Genomic DNA, 20174 nt, shown 5'->3' with positions numbered 1-20174 from the left:
GTAACACGACCGTTGCCTGATACCTGCGTGACGGGCACTACGTACCCAAATACGCATGCGTACCGATTCGGTTCCGTTCGCGCGGCTGCAGAGTGGGTGCATCCTCTCGGGGTGAAGACTCCGGATACACCCGGCGACTGGAGTGCGCGATGAAGCTGAACGGTTCGGAAGAGGTCTACAGGTACATCGGCGAGACCTTCAAGTCGGCCTTCGACGATCCACGACTGGGTCCGACACTGGAGGGACGGCGCCTGCGGCTGCGCTTCGGGCTCATCGACCCGGACTGCGTGCTGGACATCGACACCGAGCGGAGGGAAGTGCGCATGGGCGATCACCGGAGCTCGGTGCCGTCGGCCATGGTGGCGATGAACGGCGACAACGCCAACCTCTGCTGCCAGGGCCGGCTCGATGTGTCCGAGGCGCTGGCCAGCGGCGATATCGTCGTGGAAGGCAGTGGCTACGAGCTTCTGGAACTGGTTTCGCAACAGGATACCTTCGCCCACCTGTACGTGGACACGCTCAAGCGTGAGGGCAGGCAAGACCTGCTGGCTTGCTGATCGTCCCGTGTCCGGTACGTCGGACCCGGCCACGTGCCGGACACGGGAGGCGAGCGTTCCCGGTGCCGTCGGAGGCGCTGTCGCGCCGGTCCTGAAACGGTCTCGCTCGAGTGCGTTGCATTACCGGACGTCGTAATATATTCTATCGTAGAATAAAAAGTAGACGACTTCGCGTGTATGCGGTCGGTGTGGGAGTTCGTGTGGCTTTCCGGTGCGAGTCCGGTATCCACGTGATGGCGCGCATCGGAGCATCGGTGGAACTACACGCTCCATGACACACCGGCACGCAGGCGAGCCGGCCTCAGGAGCACGACTCCAGCAAGTGTCATCGGGATGGAAGGAACGACGGAATGTATCCAGGAACGATCGCCGAGGCCGCGCCCGACAGGCCGGCAGTCATCCTCGCCGAGACCGGAGAGATACTTACCTATCAGGACCTCGACGACCGGTCCGCGCGGCTGGCGAGGATGCTCTACGACTCCGGACTCCGCCCGGGCGACGTGATCGCGTTGTTGTCCGACAACAACCCGCAGTTCTTCGAGATATACTGGGCCGCCTTGCGCTCCGGTCTCTATGTCACAGCTATCAACCGCCATCTGGCTGCGGAGGAAGTCGCCTACATCCTCGAGGACAGTGGCTCGGTGGCCCTTTTCGCCTCCGCGTCGTTGAGCGAGCTCGCCACAGAGGTGACGTCGCTGGTACCCGGTGTCACGATGCGCTATGCGTTCAACGGTTCGGTTCCCGGGTTCGGCTCCTATGAGGACGCGCTAGCAGCCGCACCCGCGGAACGCCTCACCGATCAACCGCGTGGTGGTCCGATGCTCTACTCGTCCGGTACCACCGGGCGCCCCAAAGGGATCAAGGTTGACGAGCCGCAGGTTCAGGTGGACGATCCCTCTGCCGACGTGCTGGTGCCGTTCCTCCAGCACGTTCTCGGGCTGGGCGCCGAGGACACCTACCTCTCCCCGGCCCCGCTGTATCATACGGCACCGTTGCGCTGGGCCGGTGCGATTCACGCGCTCGGCGGAACCGTGGTGGTGATGCGGAAGTTCGATGCGGAGGCACTGCTGGAGCACATCGAGCGATACCGGGCGACCGCGGTGCAGGTCGTACCGACGATGTTCGTGCGCATGCTGAAGCTGCCCGAAGAGAACCGGAACCGGTACGACGTGTCGAGTCTCCGGGTCGCGGTACATGCTGCGGCGCCGTGCCCCACGGAGGTCAAGCAAGCGATGATGGACTGGTGGGGCGACATCGTCTACGAGTACTACGGGTCCACCGAGGGCCACGGTCTCACGCTGATCACCCCGCAGGAGTGGCGCCAGAAGCCGGGTTCGGTGGGTAAGGCCATGCTCGGGTCGCTACACGTGTGTGACGAGTCCGGCGCGGAGCTGCCTCCCGGGCACACAGGTCTGGTGTACTTCGAGCGGGACGAGCTGCCGTTCCGGTATCACAACGACCCGGAGAAGACGAGAGACGCCCAGCACCCGGAGCATCCCAACTGGACCACGGTCGGGGATGTGGGATATGTGGACGAGGACGGCTATCTCTTCCTCACCGACCGCAAGTCGTTCGTGATCATCTCGGGTGGCGTCAACATCTACCCGCAAGAGGTCGAGAACGCGCTGACTCCGCACACGAAGGTCCTCGACGCGGCCGTGATCGGTGTGCCCGACGCCGAGATGGGCGAGCAGGTGAAGGCGGTCGTGCAACCCGCGGAGGGCGTGACGCCCGGACCCGAGCTGGCGAGCGAGCTGATCGACTACCTACGGGACCGTATCGCGCACTACAAGGTGCCGAGCAGCGTCGACTTCGTCGACGAGCTACCGCGCACACCGACCGGCAAGCTCGTCAAACGCGAGCTACGTGAGCGGTACGTGGGCGCGGCCTCGTAGTACCGGAGTGCGGATGCCTCATCCCGTGCTCGAGTAGTTCGGCTCGACACCGTCGAGCCGGTATGTCCGGCGTGGTCCGGTAAGTCCCGGTGCCGATGCCGTTCACGTCACATATCGCACCCTTTCCGTGGACGGCATCGGCACCGATCCTTGGGCGGCACGGCGCCCGGGTCCGGTGCTGGCGCGGACGCCCGGCACCGGCGACGCGTCGGGGTTGCGCATCCGGAAGCCGCAATGATCCGGCATCTAGTTGAATATATATTAAAAATACGGTATCGTTCGTGCAGAGATGCGAAGGTGCCACTCGACCGGTGCGCCTCCAGTGCGTCGGCGTTCCCGTCAGCTGTATCTGTCTGCGGAGGAGCTATGTCGTTCAAGGACGAAGACGAAGTCGCACGGTATATCGGCGGCATTTTCCAGGAAGCCTTCAAGGATGAGGAGCTCGGGCCGACGCTGGCGGACACCGGCCTCGTCGTGAGCTTCCGGTACACCGAACCCGATGCGGCCCTGACCGTCGATATGGGTAACCACCAGGTGTACCAGGGAGAGCGGGACGACGTGGATCCTTCAGCCACGATGTACATGAAGGCCGAGACGGCCAACGCGTACTGGCAGGGCGCGGTGAACCTGCCGTTCGCCATCGCCCGCGGAAAGGTGACTGTGGAAGGGAATGTGGCCAGCCTGCTGAAGCTGGCCCCGCTCGGAAGCAAGTTGTTTTCCGTATACACCGGCATGCTCGAGCGTGACGGTCGTCAGGATCTACTGGTAGACAAGTAAGTTTCGCACCGGCATCCGGGATCGGGCGGCCTCGGCGTGCGCGTCCGTTGCCGGAGGAGGTGCCACGTCTCGGTATACGCTTCGGGTCGTCCGTGCAGGGCGTCCCGAACCGAACTCCCACTGGAGAGTCGATGGTTGCGACGGGCGAACAGCGTACGTACAGCAGTGTTTCCGTGTCACCGTTGTCCTTCTGGGCAACGACAGCGGAGGAACGCGAGGAGAGCTTCCGCCTGCTCCGGGAACACGACCCGGTCAGCTGGCAGCACCCGCTCGAAGGCTCGCTGATGCCGCCCCAGCAGCAGGGCATCTGGGCCGTGGTGCGTCACGAGGACATCGTGTACGTCAGCAAGAATCCCGAGATCTTCTCCTCGGCGCAAGGTGTGCAGCAGGAAGAGGTTCCGGGCGACATCCTTGCCGCCGCGGAGTCGTTCCTCGGGATGGATGCGCCGGAACACAGCAGGCTGCGCCGGCTGGTCAGCGCTGCCTTCACCCCGAAGCAAGTGGCCAAGATCGAGGATCAGATCAAGAACCAGGCCGAGCAGATCGTCGATGACTTGCTCGCGACCGGGGATTGCGACTTCGTCGAGCAGGTGTCCAAACGCCTTCCGATGTGGACGATCTACGAGATGATGGGGTTGGACCCCGCGAAGCGGGAGGCCGCTGCCGCGGCCGCCGACGGGATGGTCTCGTGGGCGGATGAGGACGTGGCCGCGGGCCGCGAGCCGGGTCAGGTGCTCAACGAGTCGCTGGTGACCCTGCTTTCCACCGGGATGGAGTTCGCCGAACACCGGCGGAAGAACCCGGCGAACGATCTCATGACCAATCTCGTTCAGGCGGAGATCGATGGTGAGAAGCTGACCGACGAGGAGATCGGCGCGTTCTTCGTACTACTGTCCGTCGCGGGTAACGACACCACCCGGAACACGATCACGTTGACGATGAAGGCCCTGTGCGACTTCCCGGAGCAGCGCGATCTGTTGCTGGAGGACTTCGAGGGACGGATCGATACGGCCATCGAGGAGTTCGTGCGATGGGTGACGCCGGTGATGACCTTCCGGCGGACCGTGACGCAGGACACCGAGCTGCGCGGGCGGCAGATCTCGGCAGGCGAGTGGGTGGTCATGTTCTATTCCTCGGGTAACCGGGACGAAAGCGTGTTCACCGACCCGCACCGCTTCGACGTCACACGGCGCCCCAATCCCCATGTCGCTTTCGGTGGCGGGGGCCCGCATTTCTGTCTCGGCAACATGCTCGCCAAGACACAGCTGCGAGCGATCTTCGATCAGCTGCTGCATCGGGCGCCGAAGCTGGAGGTCGGTGAGCCGAGTTACCTGGTCGGGAACTTCGTGCGTGGCGTCAAGAGCATGCCGTGCCGTCTGGGCTGACGCTGCCTGAGCCTCACCAGCGCGGTGATCGCGGCGGTCCGGACATGCGTGCTCGGATGCCCTGGTAACGGAGCCGCCCCAGCCCGCCGCACCCCGGCTCGACTGCGCGTGACTGCGCTTGCCCCGGGGTGCGACGGGCTGGGGCGGAGTACGGAGCGGCGCACGAAGGGGAACGACTGTCCCGGGGTCACCGGCCGCGGAATACGGGCGCGCGCTTCTCGTGGAACGCGGTGACGCCTTCTTCGAAGTCGGCGGAGGCGAACAACGTGGTTTGCAGTTCCACTTCGTCCTCGAGCACCGCGTTCGGATCCCGGGGCCAGCTGGCCAGCATCGACTTGATGCCCGCCAGGGCGAGCGGGGGGCCGCCGGCGATCGAGCCCGCTGCGTCGATCGCACGCTTCGTGCACGCGCCGGGTGGCACGAGCTCGTCCACAAGCCCCATCGAGTGCGCGTCCGTACCGGAGAGGCGATCCGGAAAGAGCATCAGCTGCCGTGCCCGCGCGAGCCCCACGCGCGCCGGGAGCGAGGCGAAAATACCCATGTCACCCGCGAGACCGACGGCGGTGAACGTGGTGTTGAACGTGACGTCCTCCGCGGCGACGACCCGATCGCACGCGAGTGCGAGAGCCGCGCCCGCGCCGAACGCGAACCCTTCGACGGCGGCGATCACGGGTTTGGGGCCGTTCCAGATCGCGCGGATGACGCGCTGTGCGGCCTCGGCACGGGGCCTCGTCGCCTCGGGTTGCTGGCGTCGCATCGTGGAGATGTCGCCACCGGCGCAGAAGCATCCTCCGGCGCCGGAAAGCACGACACAACGGACGGCTGGTTCGGCCTGAGCGGCTTCGAGGGACTCGGCAAGCGCGACACGGAGCTCGAGGTCGATCGCGTTCCGCTTACCGGGACGGTTCAGCGTGACCTGGCGCACCGTCCCGTGATCGGAGGTCACCACGCTGTCGCCGCTGTTGTCATGGTGCGTCATGCGCTGGGCCTACTCTCCTGTGAATTTCGGGGTTCGGCGTTCCAGGACAGCAGCGAGCCCTTCGCGGGCGTCGTTCGTTCCGGACAGCTCGGACACCGTGCGGGCTTCCTCCGGTAGCCGGGACTCCAGCGACGCGCCTGTACCGTTCCACAGCAGTCGCTTCGTAGCACCGAGCGCTCGTGGTGCGCTCGCGGCGAGGGTCCGCGCGAGTTCACGGGCCTCGCTGCCGAGGGCGTCGTCCGGGACGACGGTCGTGACGAGGCCGAGATCCAGCGCCTCGGCAGCGGTGAGCGTGGGGTTCGTCAGCAGGATCTCCATCGCCTTTCGGAATCCCACGATCCGGGGCAGCGTCACCGACGTCCCGGCGTCGGGTGCCATTCCGACCCGGACCGCACCCGACATGAACCTGGCCGACTCGGCCGCGACCACGAGATCGGCCGCGCACACGAGGCCGAATCCCCCGCCACCTGCCGCGAAACCGTGCGCCGCGACGATGACCGGCGCCTCGAGCTGCGTCAGTCCCGCCGTGGCGAGTTGCAGCCAGGATGTCGCCGTACGCAGGTACTCGGGGAGGGCCTCGCCTTTGCTCGCGAACGTGTCCACATCACCGCCCGCGCAGAAGTTCTTCCCCTCGCCGGAGAGGAGCACGACGCGGACCCGTGGCTCGCTGTGGCACCGCAGTACCGCGTCGTGCAGTGCCTTGAGCAGCTCGACGTTCATTCCGTTGGAGGCGTCCGGCCTGTTCAGCCGGATGCGAGCGACTCCGTCGGCGTCGAGGTCGAGCAGTACCGGACCCTCGTCGACCGGCTCAACTGTCATGATCACTCCCGTGTCGTGTGGTGGAGGTGCCGGTGGTCGGGTCCGACGCACCGGTGGTGATGTGCTCGACCACCGTCGCCGTCTCCAGGGCCAGGCCGTCGTCCAGGCTCATCGCCGATCCCTGGTGCACGAGTCGCTTGATCGTGCCGAGCGTCTCCCTGTCCATCGACGCGACGTGCGTGGCGAACGCGCGAACCTCCGCGTCGAAGTCGGCCGGGGAGACGCACCGGTAGGCAAGGCCCCACTCCACCGCCTGCTCACCGGAAATGCGATCGCCGGTGAGCAGGTGCCCGAGTGCCCGTTGCTTGCCCACCAGCCGGGGCAGTCGCTGGGAGCCGCCGCCACCCGGAACCTGCGCGGCCTTCACATGGTGGTCCGCGATCCGCGCGTCTTCGGCAACGAGCGCGATGTCGCAGGCCTGCATCAACTCGAACCCGCCGGCCACGGCATACCCTCGCACCGCCGCGATGACGGGTACGGAGAGGCGGGCGATGCCCGAGCATGCCCGGTGGAAGTGCTCGAAGAGGGAGCGCAGGGCCGACGGACCGTCGGCGGACAGGCGCTGCACCTCGTGCACGTCGCCGCCTGCGCAGAAGTTCCCGCCCGCTCCCTCGATCACGATGGCGGCGACGTCCGGGCCGAGCTCGCGCAGTGCGGAGTCGAGGCCGCGGGCGAGGTCGATCGTGACGGCGTTCATCGCGTCGGGGCGGTCGAGGGTGATGTATCCGACCGCTCCCTCGCGGCGGGTGCGCACGGCACCCGCCGAATCGTGCTCTGCTTGCGTGCTCATGGGGTTGTGCACTCCAGGGTTGGCCCGGCGACGCGACGCGTGGCCGCGGGCACCGGCGCGGTGTGCCCGGGCGTTCCTACGGGACGTATCGCACGACCGATTCCACGACACATGCCGGCTTGTCGCTCTCCTCGATCTCGATGGTGGTGGAGAGCGTGACCTGGACTGTGCCGTCGGTCTCGGCGGCGTCGGCGATGCGAGAGTTGGCACGGAGCCGGGCCCCGACCGGGGCGGGGGCGGGAAAGCGCACCTTGTTCAGACCGTAGTTGATTGCCATCGTCACGCCGTCCACACGGTACAGCTGCTGCAGGAACGACGGCAGCAGGGACAGTGTCAGCAGCCCGTGCGCGATCGTCCTGCCGAACGGCCCGTCCTTGGCGCGCTCCGGATCCACGTGGATCCACTGGTGGTCACCGGTGGCCTCGGCGAACCGGTCGATACGTGGCTGGTCGACGACCGCCCACTCCGTCGTACCCAGCTCCTCGCCCGCTGCCGCGGGAAGCTCGAACGGGCTGGCGAAGACCCTCATCCGACCCCTACTTTCCTGTTTCGTTCACTTTTAAATTTATGATAAAATAATCTGGCGTGCCCGTCAACGTGGCACGCAGCTGCCCGGAAGGAGGGGTGATGGAGCTCGGCCTCGAAGGTGTCAGGGTGCTGGTGACCGGAGGTGCATCCAATATCGGCAGGGGTATCGTGCACGGCTTCGCAGCCGAGGGTGCCCGCATCGTCATCTGCGATATCGATGGCGAGCAAGCGGCGAAGGTGCGCGAGGAGGCGTTGTCGCACGGTGCCAAGGCTGCCGAGGTCGCCGTGGTCGACCTGACCGCCGAAGAGTCCGGAAGCCGGGCGGTGGGCAGCATCGTCGACCTGTGGGGCGGGATCGACGTCCTTGTCAACAACGCGGGATGGACCGCACCGGCATTCATCACCGAGGACGTGGACCGCGGGCGGTGGCTGCGCACCGTGGAGATCAACCTGCTGTCGGCCGTGGACTGCACGCAAGCAGCGGTGCACGAGATGCGGTCGGCCGGGGGTGGCTCCATCGTGGCGATCTCCAGCGATGCGGCCTTCGGCGAGCACCGCCAGGGTGTCTACGGCGCGGCCAAAGCGGGCATGATCGCCCACGCCCGGACCGTCGCGAAGGAGCACGGGCGCGACGGGATCCGATCCAATGTGGTTTGTCCCGGTCTCGTGCTTCCGGACGGGGATGAGGCTGTCGGGGCGGACAGCCTCTGGTCAGCGGGGCGGGACGCTGTCTTCACAGACAAGCAGGTCGAGTCGCTACGCAAGGGTATACCGCTGCGCAGGTTGACGACTCCGGGCGATGTGGCCAACGCGGTTGTCTGGCTCTCCTCGGAGCGGGCGGCGCGGCAGGTAACGGGGCAGGTCTTCTCCGTCAGCGGCGGTTTCGCCATGCCGTGACCGGCGCGCCTGGTCGTGCGGATCACATATACACAGAATTTATCCTATATTAAACTTGTTGCGATGCCAGCCGAGTAGAGGAGGACAGATGGCCGAGGCCTTCATTGTCGATGCGCAGCGTAGCCCGGTGGGCCGCCGGCGAGGTGGCCTGTCCGCGGTCCACCCGGCCGACCTCGGCGCGCACGTGATCCGCGGACTCGTCGAGCGGACCGGTGTCGACCCCGCGGCGATCGACGATGTGATCTTCGGTTGCCTCGACACCATCGGCGCGCAAGCCGGTGACATCGCGCGTACGAGTGCGCTGGCCGCGGGGGTGCCCGAGTCCGTTCCCGGTGTCACGGTGGATCGTCAGTGCGGTTCCTCGCAGCAGGCGGTGCACTTCGCCGCGCAGGCCGTGATGAGCGGGACCGCCGAGCTCGTCCTGGCGGGCGGTGTGCAGAACATGAGCCAGTACCCGATACTCAGCTCGTTCCAGGCGGGCGAGCCGTACGGCGCATCGGACCCGTGGACGGGCTGTGCGGGATGGGAATCGCGTTACGGGGAGCAGGAGATTTCGCAGTTCCGCTCCGCCGAGATGATCGCTGATGAGTACGGCATCTCCCGCCCGGAGATGGAGCGGTTCGCGCTGGAGAGTCACCGGCGTGCCGTCCGGGCCGGGGAGGACGGCCGGTTCGATCAGGAGCTGCTGCCGCTCGACGGTGTGCAGCGTGACGAGGGGCCGCGGGCCGATACCTCACCGGACAAGATGGCCGAGCTCGAGCCCGTGGTCCCGGACGGCCGGATAACGGCTGCCGTGGCGAGCCAGATCTCCGACGCCGCGGCCGCGATGCTTGTCGCGTCGGAAGAGGCGGTACGCGCGCACGGCCTGACGCCGCGGGCCCGCGTGCACCACCTGTCGGTACTCGGCTCGGATCCGGTCAACCTCCTGACCGCCCCGATACCCGCCACACGGCGCGCGCTGGCCAGGACGGGGCTGGGTGTGGACGACATCGACCTGTTCGAGTGCAACGAGGCGTTCGCCAGTGTGGTGCTCGCGTGGCAGCGGGAGCTCGGCGTGGATCCGGAGAGGGTCAACGTCAACGGCGGCGCGATAGCGCTCGGTCACCCGCTCGGTGCGACCGGTGCCCGGCTGATGACGACCATGCTCCACGAGCTCGAGCGCACCGGCGGCCGGTTCGGTCTGCAGACCATGTGCGAGGGCGGAGGACAGTCCAATGTGACCATCATCGAACGGCTGGGATGATTGCCATGGAGCGGAAGCTCTACGACGATACGCACGAGCAGTACCGGGAGACAGTGCGAACGTTCCTGCAGAAGGAGGTCGTTCCGTACCACGAATCGTGGGAAGCCGACAGGTGGATCGATCGCACGGTATTCGCCAGGGCGGCCGGCCACGGGATCTACGGTCTGCAGATCCCCGAGGCATACGGCGGTGCCGGGGAGCAGGACTACCGCTTCCGCATGGTGGCCGCGGAGGAGATCGCCAAGGCGCACACGATCTCCTTCGCGGTGACCATCGCGCTGCAGGACGACCTGGTACTGCACTACCTGCTCGACCTCACCACCGAGGAGCAGCGCCTGCGATGGCTGCCGGGCATCGCCCGGGGCGAGCTGATCGGGGCGCTGGCGATGAGCGAGCCGGGAGCAGGCAGTGACCTGCGGGGAATTCGAACGACTGCGCGTCGCGACGGCGACGAGTGGATCCTGAACGGGCAGAAAACCTTCATCAGCAGCGGGATCATGGCCGATCTCGCGATCGTCGCCGCGCGAACCGATCCCGACGCAGGCTCGAACGGGTACAGCCTGTTCGTCGTGGAGAAGGACATGCCGGGTTTCCGGCGAGGCAGGAAGCTGGACAAGATCGGACTGCCTGCGCAGGACACCGCGGAACTGTACTTCGACGACGTCCGGGTGCCGTCGGGCAACCTGCTCGGCGTCGAAGGCCGGGGATTGCAGCACCTGATGAGCCACCTTCCCCGCGAACGCCTCGGCGTCACCGTCAAGTCCCTCGCGAACTGCCGGGCGGTGTTCGACGTGACGCGGCAGTACTGCGCCGAGCGCCAGGCATTCGGCCGGTCGATCGCTGAGTTCCAGCACGTTCGTTTCGAGCTCGCCGAGATGGCCACGGAGATCGATGTCGCGCAAGCCTATGTCGACGACTCGGTGCGCGCGTACAACGCGGGCGAGCTGACGGCGGTGGACGCGGCCAAGGGGAAGTGGTACGTGAGCGAGCTGCAGAAACGGATCATGGATCGCTGCCTGCAGCTGCACGGGGGCTACGGCTACATGACCGAGTACGCGGTCGCCCGGGCGTTCGTGGACACACGCGTGCAGACCATCTACGGCGGAACCACCGAGATCATGAAGGAGCTGATCGGGCGCGATCTCGTGGGTTGATCCGGCGCCCGGCGGCAGCGCCGGACGGTGCGCCCGAACCACCCGCGAGCTCGTCCGGTAGGCAACCAGCACAGCAGGAGCACGCATGCACGTCGAGTACGACAGGCTCTTCATCGGTGGCGACTGGGTCGCACCCAGCTCGGCGTCACGGATCGACGTGACGTCGGCAAGCACCGAAGAACCGATCGGCCGGGTACCCGGGGCACGCGAGGAGGATGTCGGGGCCGCGGTCAACGTCGCCCGCCGGGCCTTCGACGATCCCGCGGGCTGGTCCGGTTGGCAGGCAGGCGAGCGGGCGGCCGCCATGGAGCGGTTGGCTGACGAGCTGGTAGCGCGCAGCGAGGAGACCGTGCGCCGCGTCAGTAGCCAGAACGGGATGCCGGTGAGTATCGGCGAGCAGAGTGAGGCGCTGTTCCCGTCCTTGCTGTTGGGGTACTACGCCACCCTGATCCAGGAGCAACCCGGCGAGGAGCGCCGGCCGGCGTTCGTGGCAGGCACCACCGTTGTGCGGCGTGATCCGGTCGGTGTGGTGGCTGCGGTCGTGCCGTGGAACTTCCCGCAGTCGTTGAGCTTCTTCAAGATCGCCCCGGCGCTCGCCGCCGGCTGTACGGTGGTGCTCAAGCCTGCGCCGGAGACGGTTTTGGACGCGTTCGTCATCGCCGAAGCGGCCGAAGCGGCAGGCTTGCCGCCGGGTGTGATCAACATCGTTCCCGGCGATCGGGAGGTCGGTGCCGCGCTTGTCGCGCATCCCGGGGTGGACAAGGTGTCGTTCACGGGCTCGACCGCTGCCGGACGCGCGATCGGCGAGGTATGCGGGCGGCTGCTCCGGCCGGTCACGCTGGAGCTGGGCGGGAAGTCGGCTGCGATCGTGCTGGATGACGCCGACCTGCCGTCGAGGTTCGAAAGCCTGTTCCAGGCGACCCTGATGAACAGCGGCCAGACGTGCTACGTGGGAACGCGGATCCTGGCTCCGCGGAATCGCTACGACTCGGTGGTCGAGGCGTTGACGGCGATGGTGCGTGCACTGAAGCTGGGTGATCCGCTGGATCCCGCCACCGAGCTCGGCCCGCTGGTCAGCGAGCGGCAACGCGACCGCGTCGAGGCCTATATCAGTGCCGGCCGGTCCGAGGGTGCGCGGCTGGTCAGTGGCGGCAAGCGACCGGCGGAGTTCGACAGGGGATGGTACGTCGAGCCGACCGTGTTCGCTGACGTGGACAACGACTCGACCATCGCCAGGGAGGAGATCTTCGGCCCCGTACTGTCCGTGATCCCGTACAGCACGGTCGACGAGGCGGTCGCCATCGCGAACGACTCCGAGTACGGTCTCGGCGGTAGCGTGTGGTCGGCCGACCCCGAGCGTGCCGAGTCGGTCGCCGCGCGGGTACAGACGGGATCGATCGGGATCAACAACTACATGCTCGACCCCGGAGCGCCGTTCGGGGGCGTCAAGGCGAGCGGCATCGGCCGTGAACTCGGTCCCGAGGGACTCGAGGCCAACCAGGTGACCAAGTCGATCTACCTGGAACCATGACCGCGCGGGGGTGTCCCGCGGCTGTTCGGCCCACGGCTCGTGATCACTACCGGGTAGAACTGCCGACAGTCACGGTCGCGTTCGGCCGCGGCTCCGCTCCCTCTGTCGAGTCAGGACCGACGGCGCTGAGCGTCATACCGCCGGATTCCTGGGAGCCGGTGCGTACGAGCGATGCGCGTTGTCCACAGTACAGCGGGCGTAGTACGCGGTGGCGGATATGCGTGACCGGCCACGGATGGTCTTCGAGCCGTACCAGCTCGGCCAGCGCCAGCGTCATCAGGGGTCCGTGGACGACCAGTCCGGGATAGCCTTCCACCCGTGTCGCGTAGGGCCAGTCGTAGTGGATCCGATGCGGGTTCGAGGTCGCCGCGCTGAAGCGCATGAGGAGCGTCGGGTCGGTGGCCAGCTCCCACTCCCATGCCGCGTGACGATGCAGCGGCGACCCGGCTGGGATGAGGCCGGACGCGCTGTCCGGTGTGGCGGCGTCGTCACCGGCCGCGCCGCCTTCGCGGAACACGAGGTCCTGGGTCTCGTCCACGGCACAGGCACCGTCCTCGTTGAACAGCCGGGTACGTACCTCGACGAGTACGAGGTTGCCGCTGCGGCCGGACTTCTCCTCGACCGAGGTCACCCGCGACTCGCGGCGGACGGTACTGCCGACGGTGATGCCTGCGTGGAAGCTGGCGGACCCGCCCGCGAACATGCGCCGGGGAAGGTCGATCGGGGGCAGGAACGAGCCGCGCCGCGGATGCCCGTCGACACCGATCTCCGCGGATACCGGCCACCGTGCCAGGGCGACCCAGTGCCACAGCGGCGGCAACTCGTCGCCGACGCCCGGGGCGGCGAGGCCGTCGTCGAGAAGCGCGGCCAGCGCTGCCACCGGCGCGTGCTCGACCACCTCGTCGGTGACGACCGTGTGCGGCTCCCACGACACGAAGCTCACATGAACCTTCCGCCGGTGACTTCCAGGACCGTGCCGGTCATGTAGGAGGACAGGTCCGAGGCGAGGAAGAGCGCGACCGAAGCGACCTCGCCCGGCTCTCCCGCGCGCTGCATGGGGATCTCGTGCATCTTGCCCTCCCAGACGTGCTCCGGCATGGCCGTGGTCATCGGTGTGGCGATCAATCCGGGCTGTATCGCGTTGACCCGGACGCCGTGGTGCGCCATTTCCTTGGCGGCCGCCTTGGACAGCCCGACGATGCCTGCCTTGGCCGCGGAGTAGTTCGTCTGCCCGGCCATACCGACCTTGCCGGAGAGCGAGGAGACGTTGACGACAGCTCCGCTGCGCTGCTCGCGCATGATCGCTGCCGCCTGCCGGGTGCCGTTCCAGCAGCCCTTGAGGTGCACGTCGACGACCTGGTCGAACTGCTCCTCGGTCATGGTCCGCATGGTCGCGTCCCTGGTGACGCCAGCGTTGTTGACCATGACGTCCACCGAACCGGTGAGATCGGTCGCGGCACGCAGTAGCGCGTCGATATCGGCGGGCCGGGTGACATCGCACGGTTGCGCGCGGGCCGTTTCGGTGCCGCCGAGCTCGGTGACCGCGGTCTCCGAAGCGTCCCCGTCGAGATCGCCGAGCACGACACGGGCACCCTCTCGTACGAAGCGTTGCGCGATCGCGAAGCCGATTCCCCGAGCCGCTCCCGTGATCACCGCGGTCCGCCCGTCCAGCAGTCCCACGCCGGTTACCTCCCCTCGTTGTCCTGTGCCTCGCGCGCGATCAGCTGCGCGGCGATGACGTTGCGCTGGATCTCGTTGGTGCCTTCGCCGAGGATCATCAGCGGTGCGTCCCTGAAGTAGCGCTCGACGTCGAACTCCTTCGAGTAGCCGTATCCTCCGTGCACGCGCATGGCGTCCAGGGCGACCTGCATCGCGTTCTCCGAGGCGAACAGCTTGGCCATGCCGGCTTCCATGTCCGTGCGCTCTCCCGCGTCCAGGCACGCGGCGGCATCCACCGTCATGAGCCGGGACGCCCGCACCTTGGTCGCCATGTCCGCGAGGAGGTTGCCCACCGACTGGTGCTTCCAGATCGGTTTGCCGAACGACTCGCGTTGCTGGGAGTAGGCCACGGCCTCGGTGAGAGCCGCCTGGCCGACCCCGACCGCGCGTGCGGCTACCTGGATGCGTCCGACCTCGAGGCCGCGCATCATGTGCGCCCAGCCCTTGTTCGGCTCGCCGCCGAGAACGGCGCTGGTCGGCACCCGGGCGGCGTCGAAGACGACCTCGCAGGACTCCACACCGCGGTAGCCGAGTTTGGGCAGGTTCGGCGACACCTCGACCCCCTCACCGGCCTCGACCAGTACCACGCTCATTCCGCGGTGTGCCGGTTCCGCCTCCGGGTCGGTGATGCAGAGCAGCCCGATCAGCCCGGAGTGGCGGGCGTTGGAGATCCACATCTTGGATCCGTTGATCACCAGCTCGTCACCGTCGGCCCGGGCCTGCGTACGCATCGCCTGGAGGTCGCTGCCACCGCCGGGTTCGGTCAGGGCCATCGTGGCGCGCAGGCTGCCGTCAGCCATGCGCGGCAGGTAGGCATCGCGCTGTTCCGGGGTCCCGAAGTGCCTGATCAGGTAGGTGATGACCGAGTGCCCGCCGATCGCCCCTGCCAGGCTCATCCAGCCGCGTGCCAGCTCCTCGGTCACGAGCGCGAAGCACGCTGTGCTGACATCCACGCCGCCGTGTTCCTCGGGCGCCAGCAGACCGAAGAACCCGAGCTTCTTCATCTCCTCGATGAACTCCTCGGGGTAGATGTCGCCCGGCTCGTACTCGCGTACCTTCGGGCGGACGCGCTGGTCGACGAACTCGGCGACCAGCGCGACCATGTCGCGCTCCTCCTGGCTCAACATACTGGTCGCCGCCGTCATGGTGCCTCCTGCTCGGTGCGGGACAGCCGCAGGATCCTGCGTGCCCTCTCGACTACGGGTTTGTCGACCATCTGGCCGTCCAGTACGGCGACTCCATCGTGCCGTTCGGCGTCGACGACCGCACGAGCCCATCGCAGCTCGCTTTCCGTCGGACTCAAGCCTTCGGTGACGATGGGAATCTGCCGTGGATGGATGCACAACTTGCCTGCGAAGCCGAGCCGTGCCGCGAGGGCGGTCTCCTCGCGCAACGGCGCATCGTCGGTCAGCTGACCGCATACACCGTCAACGGGTGGCGCGAGCCCGGCGACCGCGGACGCGAGCACCAGCGCCGTGCGCGGGTACGCCATCGCGGTCGCATCACTCGCCGCCACTCCGAGTTGCGCCGCGAGGTCGAAGCTACCGAAGGCGAGCCGTTCCACTCCGCTCGCCATGGCGAGACTCTCTGCTCCGGACACGCCCTTGGCCGTCTCGATGAGCGCGACGGCACACGAGCCGGGTGCCAGGAGGGTGGTGAGTTGCTCGATGCTCGCCGCGTCTTCGCTCTTGGGCACCATGACGATGCACTCGCGGCTGCCGACCATGGAAATGTCATCGGCGTGCCACTCGGTATCCGGCGGATTCACGCGGACGGCGGCCGGGTGACCGGTGTCGAGCCACTCCGCGGCGGCCGACCGGGCATCGTGCTTGCGTGGCTCTGCCACAGCGTCCTCGAGGTCGATGACCACCACGTCCGGGGACGCGGCCTCCGCCTTCGCGAAGCGATCCGGGGCGTCGCCGGGCACGAACAACCATGTCCGCGCGTCGCGCGCCCGTTCTACGGCTGAGCTCATCGGGCGGCCGGGCCTGTCGTTGTGAGCGATGCGGAGGAGCTCGCACCCCGACGCCGGTGTCGGTCCGACGGCGACCGGCCGTGGGCGGTTCGGAGCGGGACGGCCCCGGGGCCGGAGGCAGGAGCTGCGTCGGAGTGGGCTGTCTTCGCGTGGTTCGACACGTGCTTGCTTTCCGTCTCGGAGGGTGGGCATGACGTGCGCTCGTGTAGACACCGAGGGCGCATCGATGTGCCTACAAAATTGAATATAGATTATATGAACTGCGATGTGCAACTGGCGCGTTCTCGCGTGTGACCGGCTGCACCATCCGGTTCCGGTGATGGCTGCGGCAGTGGATCGCTCTGCGCCGCCTGTCCGTGGGCCGGCGGGAACATGCTTGGCGCGGGCCGGGTGGTGCGGTGTCGTACACCGAGTACGTATGGCAGCACCGCGAATCACCGCCCGTGCCAGCGAAAATCCGGCTGAGCCCTCCTTGCCGGGACACAAGACACGAACGGGTGAATGTTCTGTGTCACCCCATTTCAGGGGTAGTGGGCACATGCGCGACCTGGCAGCTTGTCGGCTGTTGAGCAGCTCACAACGCAACAAGGTATGACCAGGAACGCAGGTATGGATCGACTCTACGGCTCGTCGCTGTCCAGGCTCCCCGACCTCGACCCCGACCCCGACCTCGACAGTTGACACGCCGTGAGCGCCCGACCAGCGGCCGTCATCACCTCGCGGAGGAACAGTTCACCCGCTGGATTTCCAAGGCCTATCAGGGAGGTCTTCATTCATGGCCAAACACAGCGCGAACGCACGTCACGCCCGTGACGGCAACCGTCCGAACAAGCCCGGCGCGGGGGACACTGATTCCACGTCTGCCGGTTCGGAGGGATTTGCTGGGGGGCTCGCATCCGTTGGCGGGCACCTCGCCGACCGGCGCCGGTTCCTCGGTTACCTGCTGGCCGCGCCCACCGTGGTGGCGGCCGCCCAGCTGGGCGGGTCCCTGCTCGGCTCGCAGTCGGCGGGCGCGGCGCAGCCGGTGCCGTCGAACCCGCAGGTCGCCGACAACTACGATCTCAGCGACGCGATATACGACGCGGCGAAGCCCACGTCCGACCTGATCACGGTCCAGGTCCACTCGGACGGCACCGTCTCGCACGAGATGGTCCGCACCGAGGTCGGCCAGGGCGTCCAGACCGCGATCGCGATGCTGATCGCCGAGGAGATGGACATTCCGATCGAGAAGGTCAATGTCACGCATGCCCCCGCCCGTCCCGAGCTGGTGTGGAACCAGCTCACCGGCGGATCGACCGCCATCGGCTCGCAGTTCACCCCCGTGCGGGTGGCCGCCGCGATCGCCAAGGGCCGGCTCCTGGATGCGGCGGCAGCCAAGTGGGACCTCGCGAAGTCGGAGCTGACCGCCCACGCCGGGAGGGTCCTCCGCCCGAGCGGGCAGGCCTTGTCCTTCGGGGAGCTGGCGGAGGCGGCCGCCGTCACGGAGAACAAGAAGGTATCGACCGAGCTCAAGCCGGATTCGGACTTCAAGGTCATCGGCAAGCCGCAACGGCGCGTCGATGCGATGGATATCGTCACCGGCCAAAAGGAATTCGCCACGGACATGGAGATGCCGGACGCCTTGCCCACCATGGTGTGCCGGCCGCCGACGATCAACGGCACCGTCAAGTCCGTCAACAACGCTGACGAGGTCCAGAACATGCCCGGCGTGACCGACGTGGCGACGATCACCACCGGGGTGGCCGTGCGCGCCAAGACGTTCGGTCAGTGCGTCGACGCGATCCACGCATTGGACGTGAGCTGGAACGGCGGGCCGGTGGAAGGCACCTCCGACACCTCGATCGAGAAGGAGCTGAAGGACGCCCACCCACCGTGGGTCATCCCCGGCACACCGGGGACCAAGGCGTTCGAGAGGGAGTACACCTTCGCCTTCACCAACAACGCCCCCTTGGAACCCGCCACGGCGATCGCCGACGTCAAGGAAGACAGCGCGGAGATCTGGGCGGCCGCGAAACTTCCGATCACGGCCCAGGGCGAAATCGCGTCCCTGTTGGGCTTGCCGGCCACCGCGGTGACGTTCAACGTGGTGGGCTCGGGCGGCTCCTTCGGCCGCAGGTTGTTCAATGATGGCCCCCTCGACGCGGCCGAGGCGTCGCAGAAGATGGGCAAGCCGGTGCGGCTGATGTGGCACCGTGCCGATGAGTACCGGCACGGACGCGGGCGCCCGATGCAAGTGTCGAAGATCCGCGCCTTCCACGACGGCGAGGTGGTGCACTCCCTCGAGAATCGCTACACCAGCGTGTTCACCGACTTCGGGCACGGGTTCGGCGATCTGATGGCCCAGTACTATACATCGGTGAACCCCGACACACCCCTGGCTACCAACCCAGGCTCGGCCCTGGCCCTTTCGCAAACGATCTTCGAGTTGACCGCGGTCTGGCCGTACAGCATGGGTCCCACCAAGCAGCTGCTCATGGAGGTCAGGCAGCCGACGGAATCCACAGGGACGGAGCACAACCTCACCACCTTCAACACCACCGCCATGCGCCAGGTGTACAACCCCAACGTGGTCGCCGCTCAAGAGCTGTTCGTCGACGAGCTGGCCAATGAGATGGGCAGGGATCGCTACGAGTTCCGTCGGGAGTTCGCCAAGGACGACAAGTTCCGCGAGGTGATCGAGAAGGTTGCCGAAGCCGGCAACTGGGGCCGGTCGCTGCCGGACGGCGTTGCGCAGGGCATCGGAGTGCACGAAGAGTACAAGCAGCACGCGGCGTGCTTGGTCGAGGTCGACTGCCGGCCGGAGACGGTCAACCGGAAGATCCCGGGTGGGACAACCGGACCGCGGGTTTTGCGTGTGGTCTTCGTGAGCACCGTCGCCAGGCACCTGGTGAACCCGCTGGGCGCGGAGGCGCAGCTGCAGGGCGGAATCATGGACGGCATCTCCCTGGCGCAGACCAACAGCCTGCACCTGAAGGACGGGGCCTTCCTGGAAGGCAGCTACGACGACTTCCGCTACACCCGCCAGTGGAACGTCCCGACGGACGTGCAGGTGATCCTGCTTCCGGAAGATTCGGAGGCCGAGGTCGGCGGCTTCGGCGAGGTCGGCGTCGCGCCCACGTGCGCAGCGGTGGCGTGCGCCATCGGTGCGGCAAGGGGCAGCTACCCGAACTACCTCCCGATCAGCCACAACGCGGGCATCCCGTTCGAGGTCAAGCCCCACGACCCGCCGATCCCGCAGTCGCCAACCAACGGCCTGGAGCACTACCCCGCTCCGGCGAAGGCCTCCGAAGAAACATCGCTCAACCCCTGACCCGATTCGAAGCGAGGAGATCCAGTGCCTGAGCACAGTTTCACCGTCAACGGTCGTCAGGTGACGGTCGACATCGAGGACGACGTGCGGATGTTGTGGGTGCTCCGTGACGTGCTCGGCGTCACCGGCCCGAAGTACGGCTGCGGCATCAACGTCTGCAAGGCCTGCACCAGCCACTACAACGGTCGGGCGTTCAACCCCTGCTCCGTGCCCGTGTCCAAGATCGGGCCCGACGACGAGATCACCACGATCGAGGGCCTGGCCGACACCGCCCCCGGCGAGGACCTGCACCCGATGCAGGAGGCCTGGCTCGAGCACGACGTCGCCCAATGCGGCTACTGCCAGCCCGGCCAGATCATGGCCGCTGTCGACCTGGTGAAGAAGGTCCACGCGGAGGGCCGCGACCTCACCGACGCGGACATAGACACCAACATGCGCAACGTCTGCCGTTGCGGCACGTACTACCGCATTCGCCAAGCGATGAAGGACGGCGCCGAGCGGATGAAGGGGATGAAGAAGGGGGGCTAGTACCGGTTGTCGAACCTCCGGCCGCGTCTTGCTGCGACTGTGCGGTCGCGGCGAGACGCGGCCGGGGTGTGTCGCACGTGCGGTCGC

The 20174-nt window shown here is 67.1% G+C and carries 18 protein-coding genes; 10 read left to right on the top strand and 8 right to left on the bottom strand.

Annotated features, from left to right (window positions below; translation table 11 throughout):
- The first annotated feature begins 149 nt into the window (after window positions 1-149).
- The 4 genes from H0B56_RS14810 to H0B56_RS14795 all read left to right on the top strand — a co-directional run bounded on the left by H0B56_RS14810 (window position 150) and on the right by H0B56_RS14795 (window position 4614).
- Window positions 150-557 (top strand): hypothetical protein, encoded by a 408-nt coding sequence (locus H0B56_RS14810; RefSeq protein WP_089302964.1) that lies wholly within the window; start codon window positions 150-152, stop codon window positions 555-557.
- A gap of 350 nt (window positions 558-907) precedes the next feature.
- Window positions 908-2452: an acyl-CoA synthetase gene (locus H0B56_RS14805; protein ID WP_180893651.1), complete on the top strand. Its 1545-nt coding sequence runs from the start codon at window positions 908-910 to the stop codon at window positions 2450-2452.
- A 366-nt stretch (window positions 2453-2818) separates the two neighbouring features.
- A complete protein-coding gene (locus tag H0B56_RS14800; protein ID WP_180893650.1) occupies window positions 2819-3229 on the top strand; it encodes an SCP2 sterol-binding domain-containing protein in 411 nt (136 codons plus the stop codon).
- 173 nt (window positions 3230-3402) lie between these two features.
- Complete coding sequence (locus tag H0B56_RS14795; protein WP_343063908.1) at window positions 3403-4614, top strand: cytochrome P450; 1212 nt, start codon at window positions 3403-3405, stop codon at window positions 4612-4614.
- Between the two features lie 187 nt (window positions 4615-4801).
- Here H0B56_RS14795 and H0B56_RS14790 read toward each other — a convergent pair whose 3' ends face one another.
- The 4 genes from H0B56_RS14790 to H0B56_RS14775 all read right to left on the bottom strand — a co-directional run bounded on the left by H0B56_RS14790 (window position 4802) and on the right by H0B56_RS14775 (window position 7731).
- Window positions 4802-5593, bottom strand: a complete 792-nt coding sequence (locus H0B56_RS14790) for an enoyl-CoA hydratase/isomerase family protein (protein WP_180893648.1) — start codon at window positions 5591-5593, stop codon at window positions 4802-4804.
- 9 nt (window positions 5594-5602) lie between these two features.
- Window positions 5603-6412, bottom strand: a complete 810-nt coding sequence (locus H0B56_RS14785; RefSeq protein ID WP_180893647.1) for an enoyl-CoA hydratase/isomerase family protein — start codon at window positions 6410-6412, stop codon at window positions 5603-5605.
- The gene (locus H0B56_RS14780) at window positions 6402-7202 is read right to left on the bottom strand and encodes an enoyl-CoA hydratase/isomerase family protein (RefSeq protein ID WP_180893646.1); all 801 of its coding nucleotides are present in this window, start codon (window positions 7200-7202) and stop codon (window positions 6402-6404) included. Before H0B56_RS14780 ends, H0B56_RS14785 begins: the two co-directional genes overlap by 11 nt.
- Window positions 7203-7278: 76 nt before the next feature.
- Entirely contained in the window at window positions 7279-7731 is a 453-nt protein-coding gene (locus H0B56_RS14775; protein WP_180893645.1) for a MaoC family dehydratase, read from the bottom strand.
- A 56-nt stretch (window positions 7732-7787) separates the two neighbouring features.
- Between H0B56_RS14775 and H0B56_RS14770 the strand changes: the two genes are divergently transcribed.
- From H0B56_RS14770 to H0B56_RS14755, 4 genes are all read left to right on the top strand, one after another.
- Entirely contained in the window at window positions 7788-8627 is an 840-nt protein-coding gene (locus tag H0B56_RS14770) for an SDR family NAD(P)-dependent oxidoreductase (protein WP_343063907.1), read from the top strand.
- Window positions 8628-8715: 88 nt separating this feature from the next.
- Window positions 8716-9870: an acetyl-CoA C-acetyltransferase gene (locus H0B56_RS14765; RefSeq protein WP_180893644.1), complete on the top strand. Its 1155-nt coding sequence runs from the start codon at window positions 8716-8718 to the stop codon at window positions 9868-9870.
- Between the two features lie 5 nt (window positions 9871-9875).
- On the top strand, window positions 9876-11024 hold the full coding sequence (locus H0B56_RS14760) for an acyl-CoA dehydrogenase family protein (protein WP_180893643.1): 1149 nt from the start codon (window positions 9876-9878) through the stop codon (window positions 11022-11024).
- An 85-nt stretch (window positions 11025-11109) separates the two neighbouring features.
- Window positions 11110-12555, top strand: coding sequence for an aldehyde dehydrogenase (locus H0B56_RS14755; RefSeq protein ID WP_180893642.1), 1446 nt, complete (start codon window positions 11110-11112; stop codon window positions 12553-12555).
- Between the two features lie 46 nt (window positions 12556-12601).
- On the opposite strand, the gene H0B56_RS14750 is transcribed toward H0B56_RS14755, so the two are convergent.
- Genes H0B56_RS14750 through H0B56_RS14735 form a run of 4 tightly spaced genes read right to left on the bottom strand, consistent with a single transcriptional unit; the run spans window position 12602 to window position 16249 of the window.
- The gene (locus H0B56_RS14750) at window positions 12602-13498 is read right to left on the bottom strand and encodes an FAS1-like dehydratase domain-containing protein (RefSeq protein ID WP_180893641.1); all 897 of its coding nucleotides are present in this window, start codon (window positions 13496-13498) and stop codon (window positions 12602-12604) included.
- Window positions 13495-14235, bottom strand: coding sequence for a 3-oxoacyl-ACP reductase FabG (gene fabG / locus H0B56_RS14745; protein ID WP_180893640.1), 741 nt, complete (start codon window positions 14233-14235; stop codon window positions 13495-13497). The genes H0B56_RS14750 and fabG overlap by 4 nt, the downstream gene beginning before the upstream one ends.
- Window positions 14236-14240: 5 nt before the next feature.
- Window positions 14241-15419 (bottom strand): acyl-CoA dehydrogenase family protein, encoded by a 1179-nt coding sequence (locus tag H0B56_RS14740; RefSeq protein ID WP_246361212.1) that lies wholly within the window; start codon window positions 15417-15419, stop codon window positions 14241-14243.
- Window positions 15416-16249: an HpcH/HpaI aldolase/citrate lyase family protein gene (locus H0B56_RS14735; protein ID WP_180893639.1), complete on the bottom strand. Its 834-nt coding sequence runs from the start codon at window positions 16247-16249 to the stop codon at window positions 15416-15418. Before H0B56_RS14735 ends, H0B56_RS14740 begins: the two co-directional genes overlap by 4 nt.
- Window positions 16250-17024: 775 nt before the next feature.
- Here H0B56_RS14735 and H0B56_RS14730 point away from each other — a divergent pair.
- The gene (locus H0B56_RS14730) at window positions 17025-19559 is read left to right on the top strand and encodes a molybdopterin cofactor-binding domain-containing protein (protein WP_180893638.1); all 2535 of its coding nucleotides are present in this window, start codon (window positions 17025-17027) and stop codon (window positions 19557-19559) included.
- Window positions 19560-19583: 24 nt separating this feature from the next.
- Window positions 19584-20087: a 2Fe-2S iron-sulfur cluster-binding protein gene (locus tag H0B56_RS14725; protein WP_180893637.1), complete on the top strand. Its 504-nt coding sequence runs from the start codon at window positions 19584-19586 to the stop codon at window positions 20085-20087.
- Window positions 20088-20174: the final 87 nt, after the last annotated feature.

This window comes from Haloechinothrix aidingensis, from assembly GCF_013450155.1.
GTDB classification, from domain to species: Bacteria; Actinomycetota; Actinomycetes; order Mycobacteriales; family Pseudonocardiaceae; genus Haloechinothrix; species Haloechinothrix aidingensis.
Note: the sequence above shows the minus strand (reverse complement) of the source record. Positions and strands in the feature narration are given on the sequence as shown.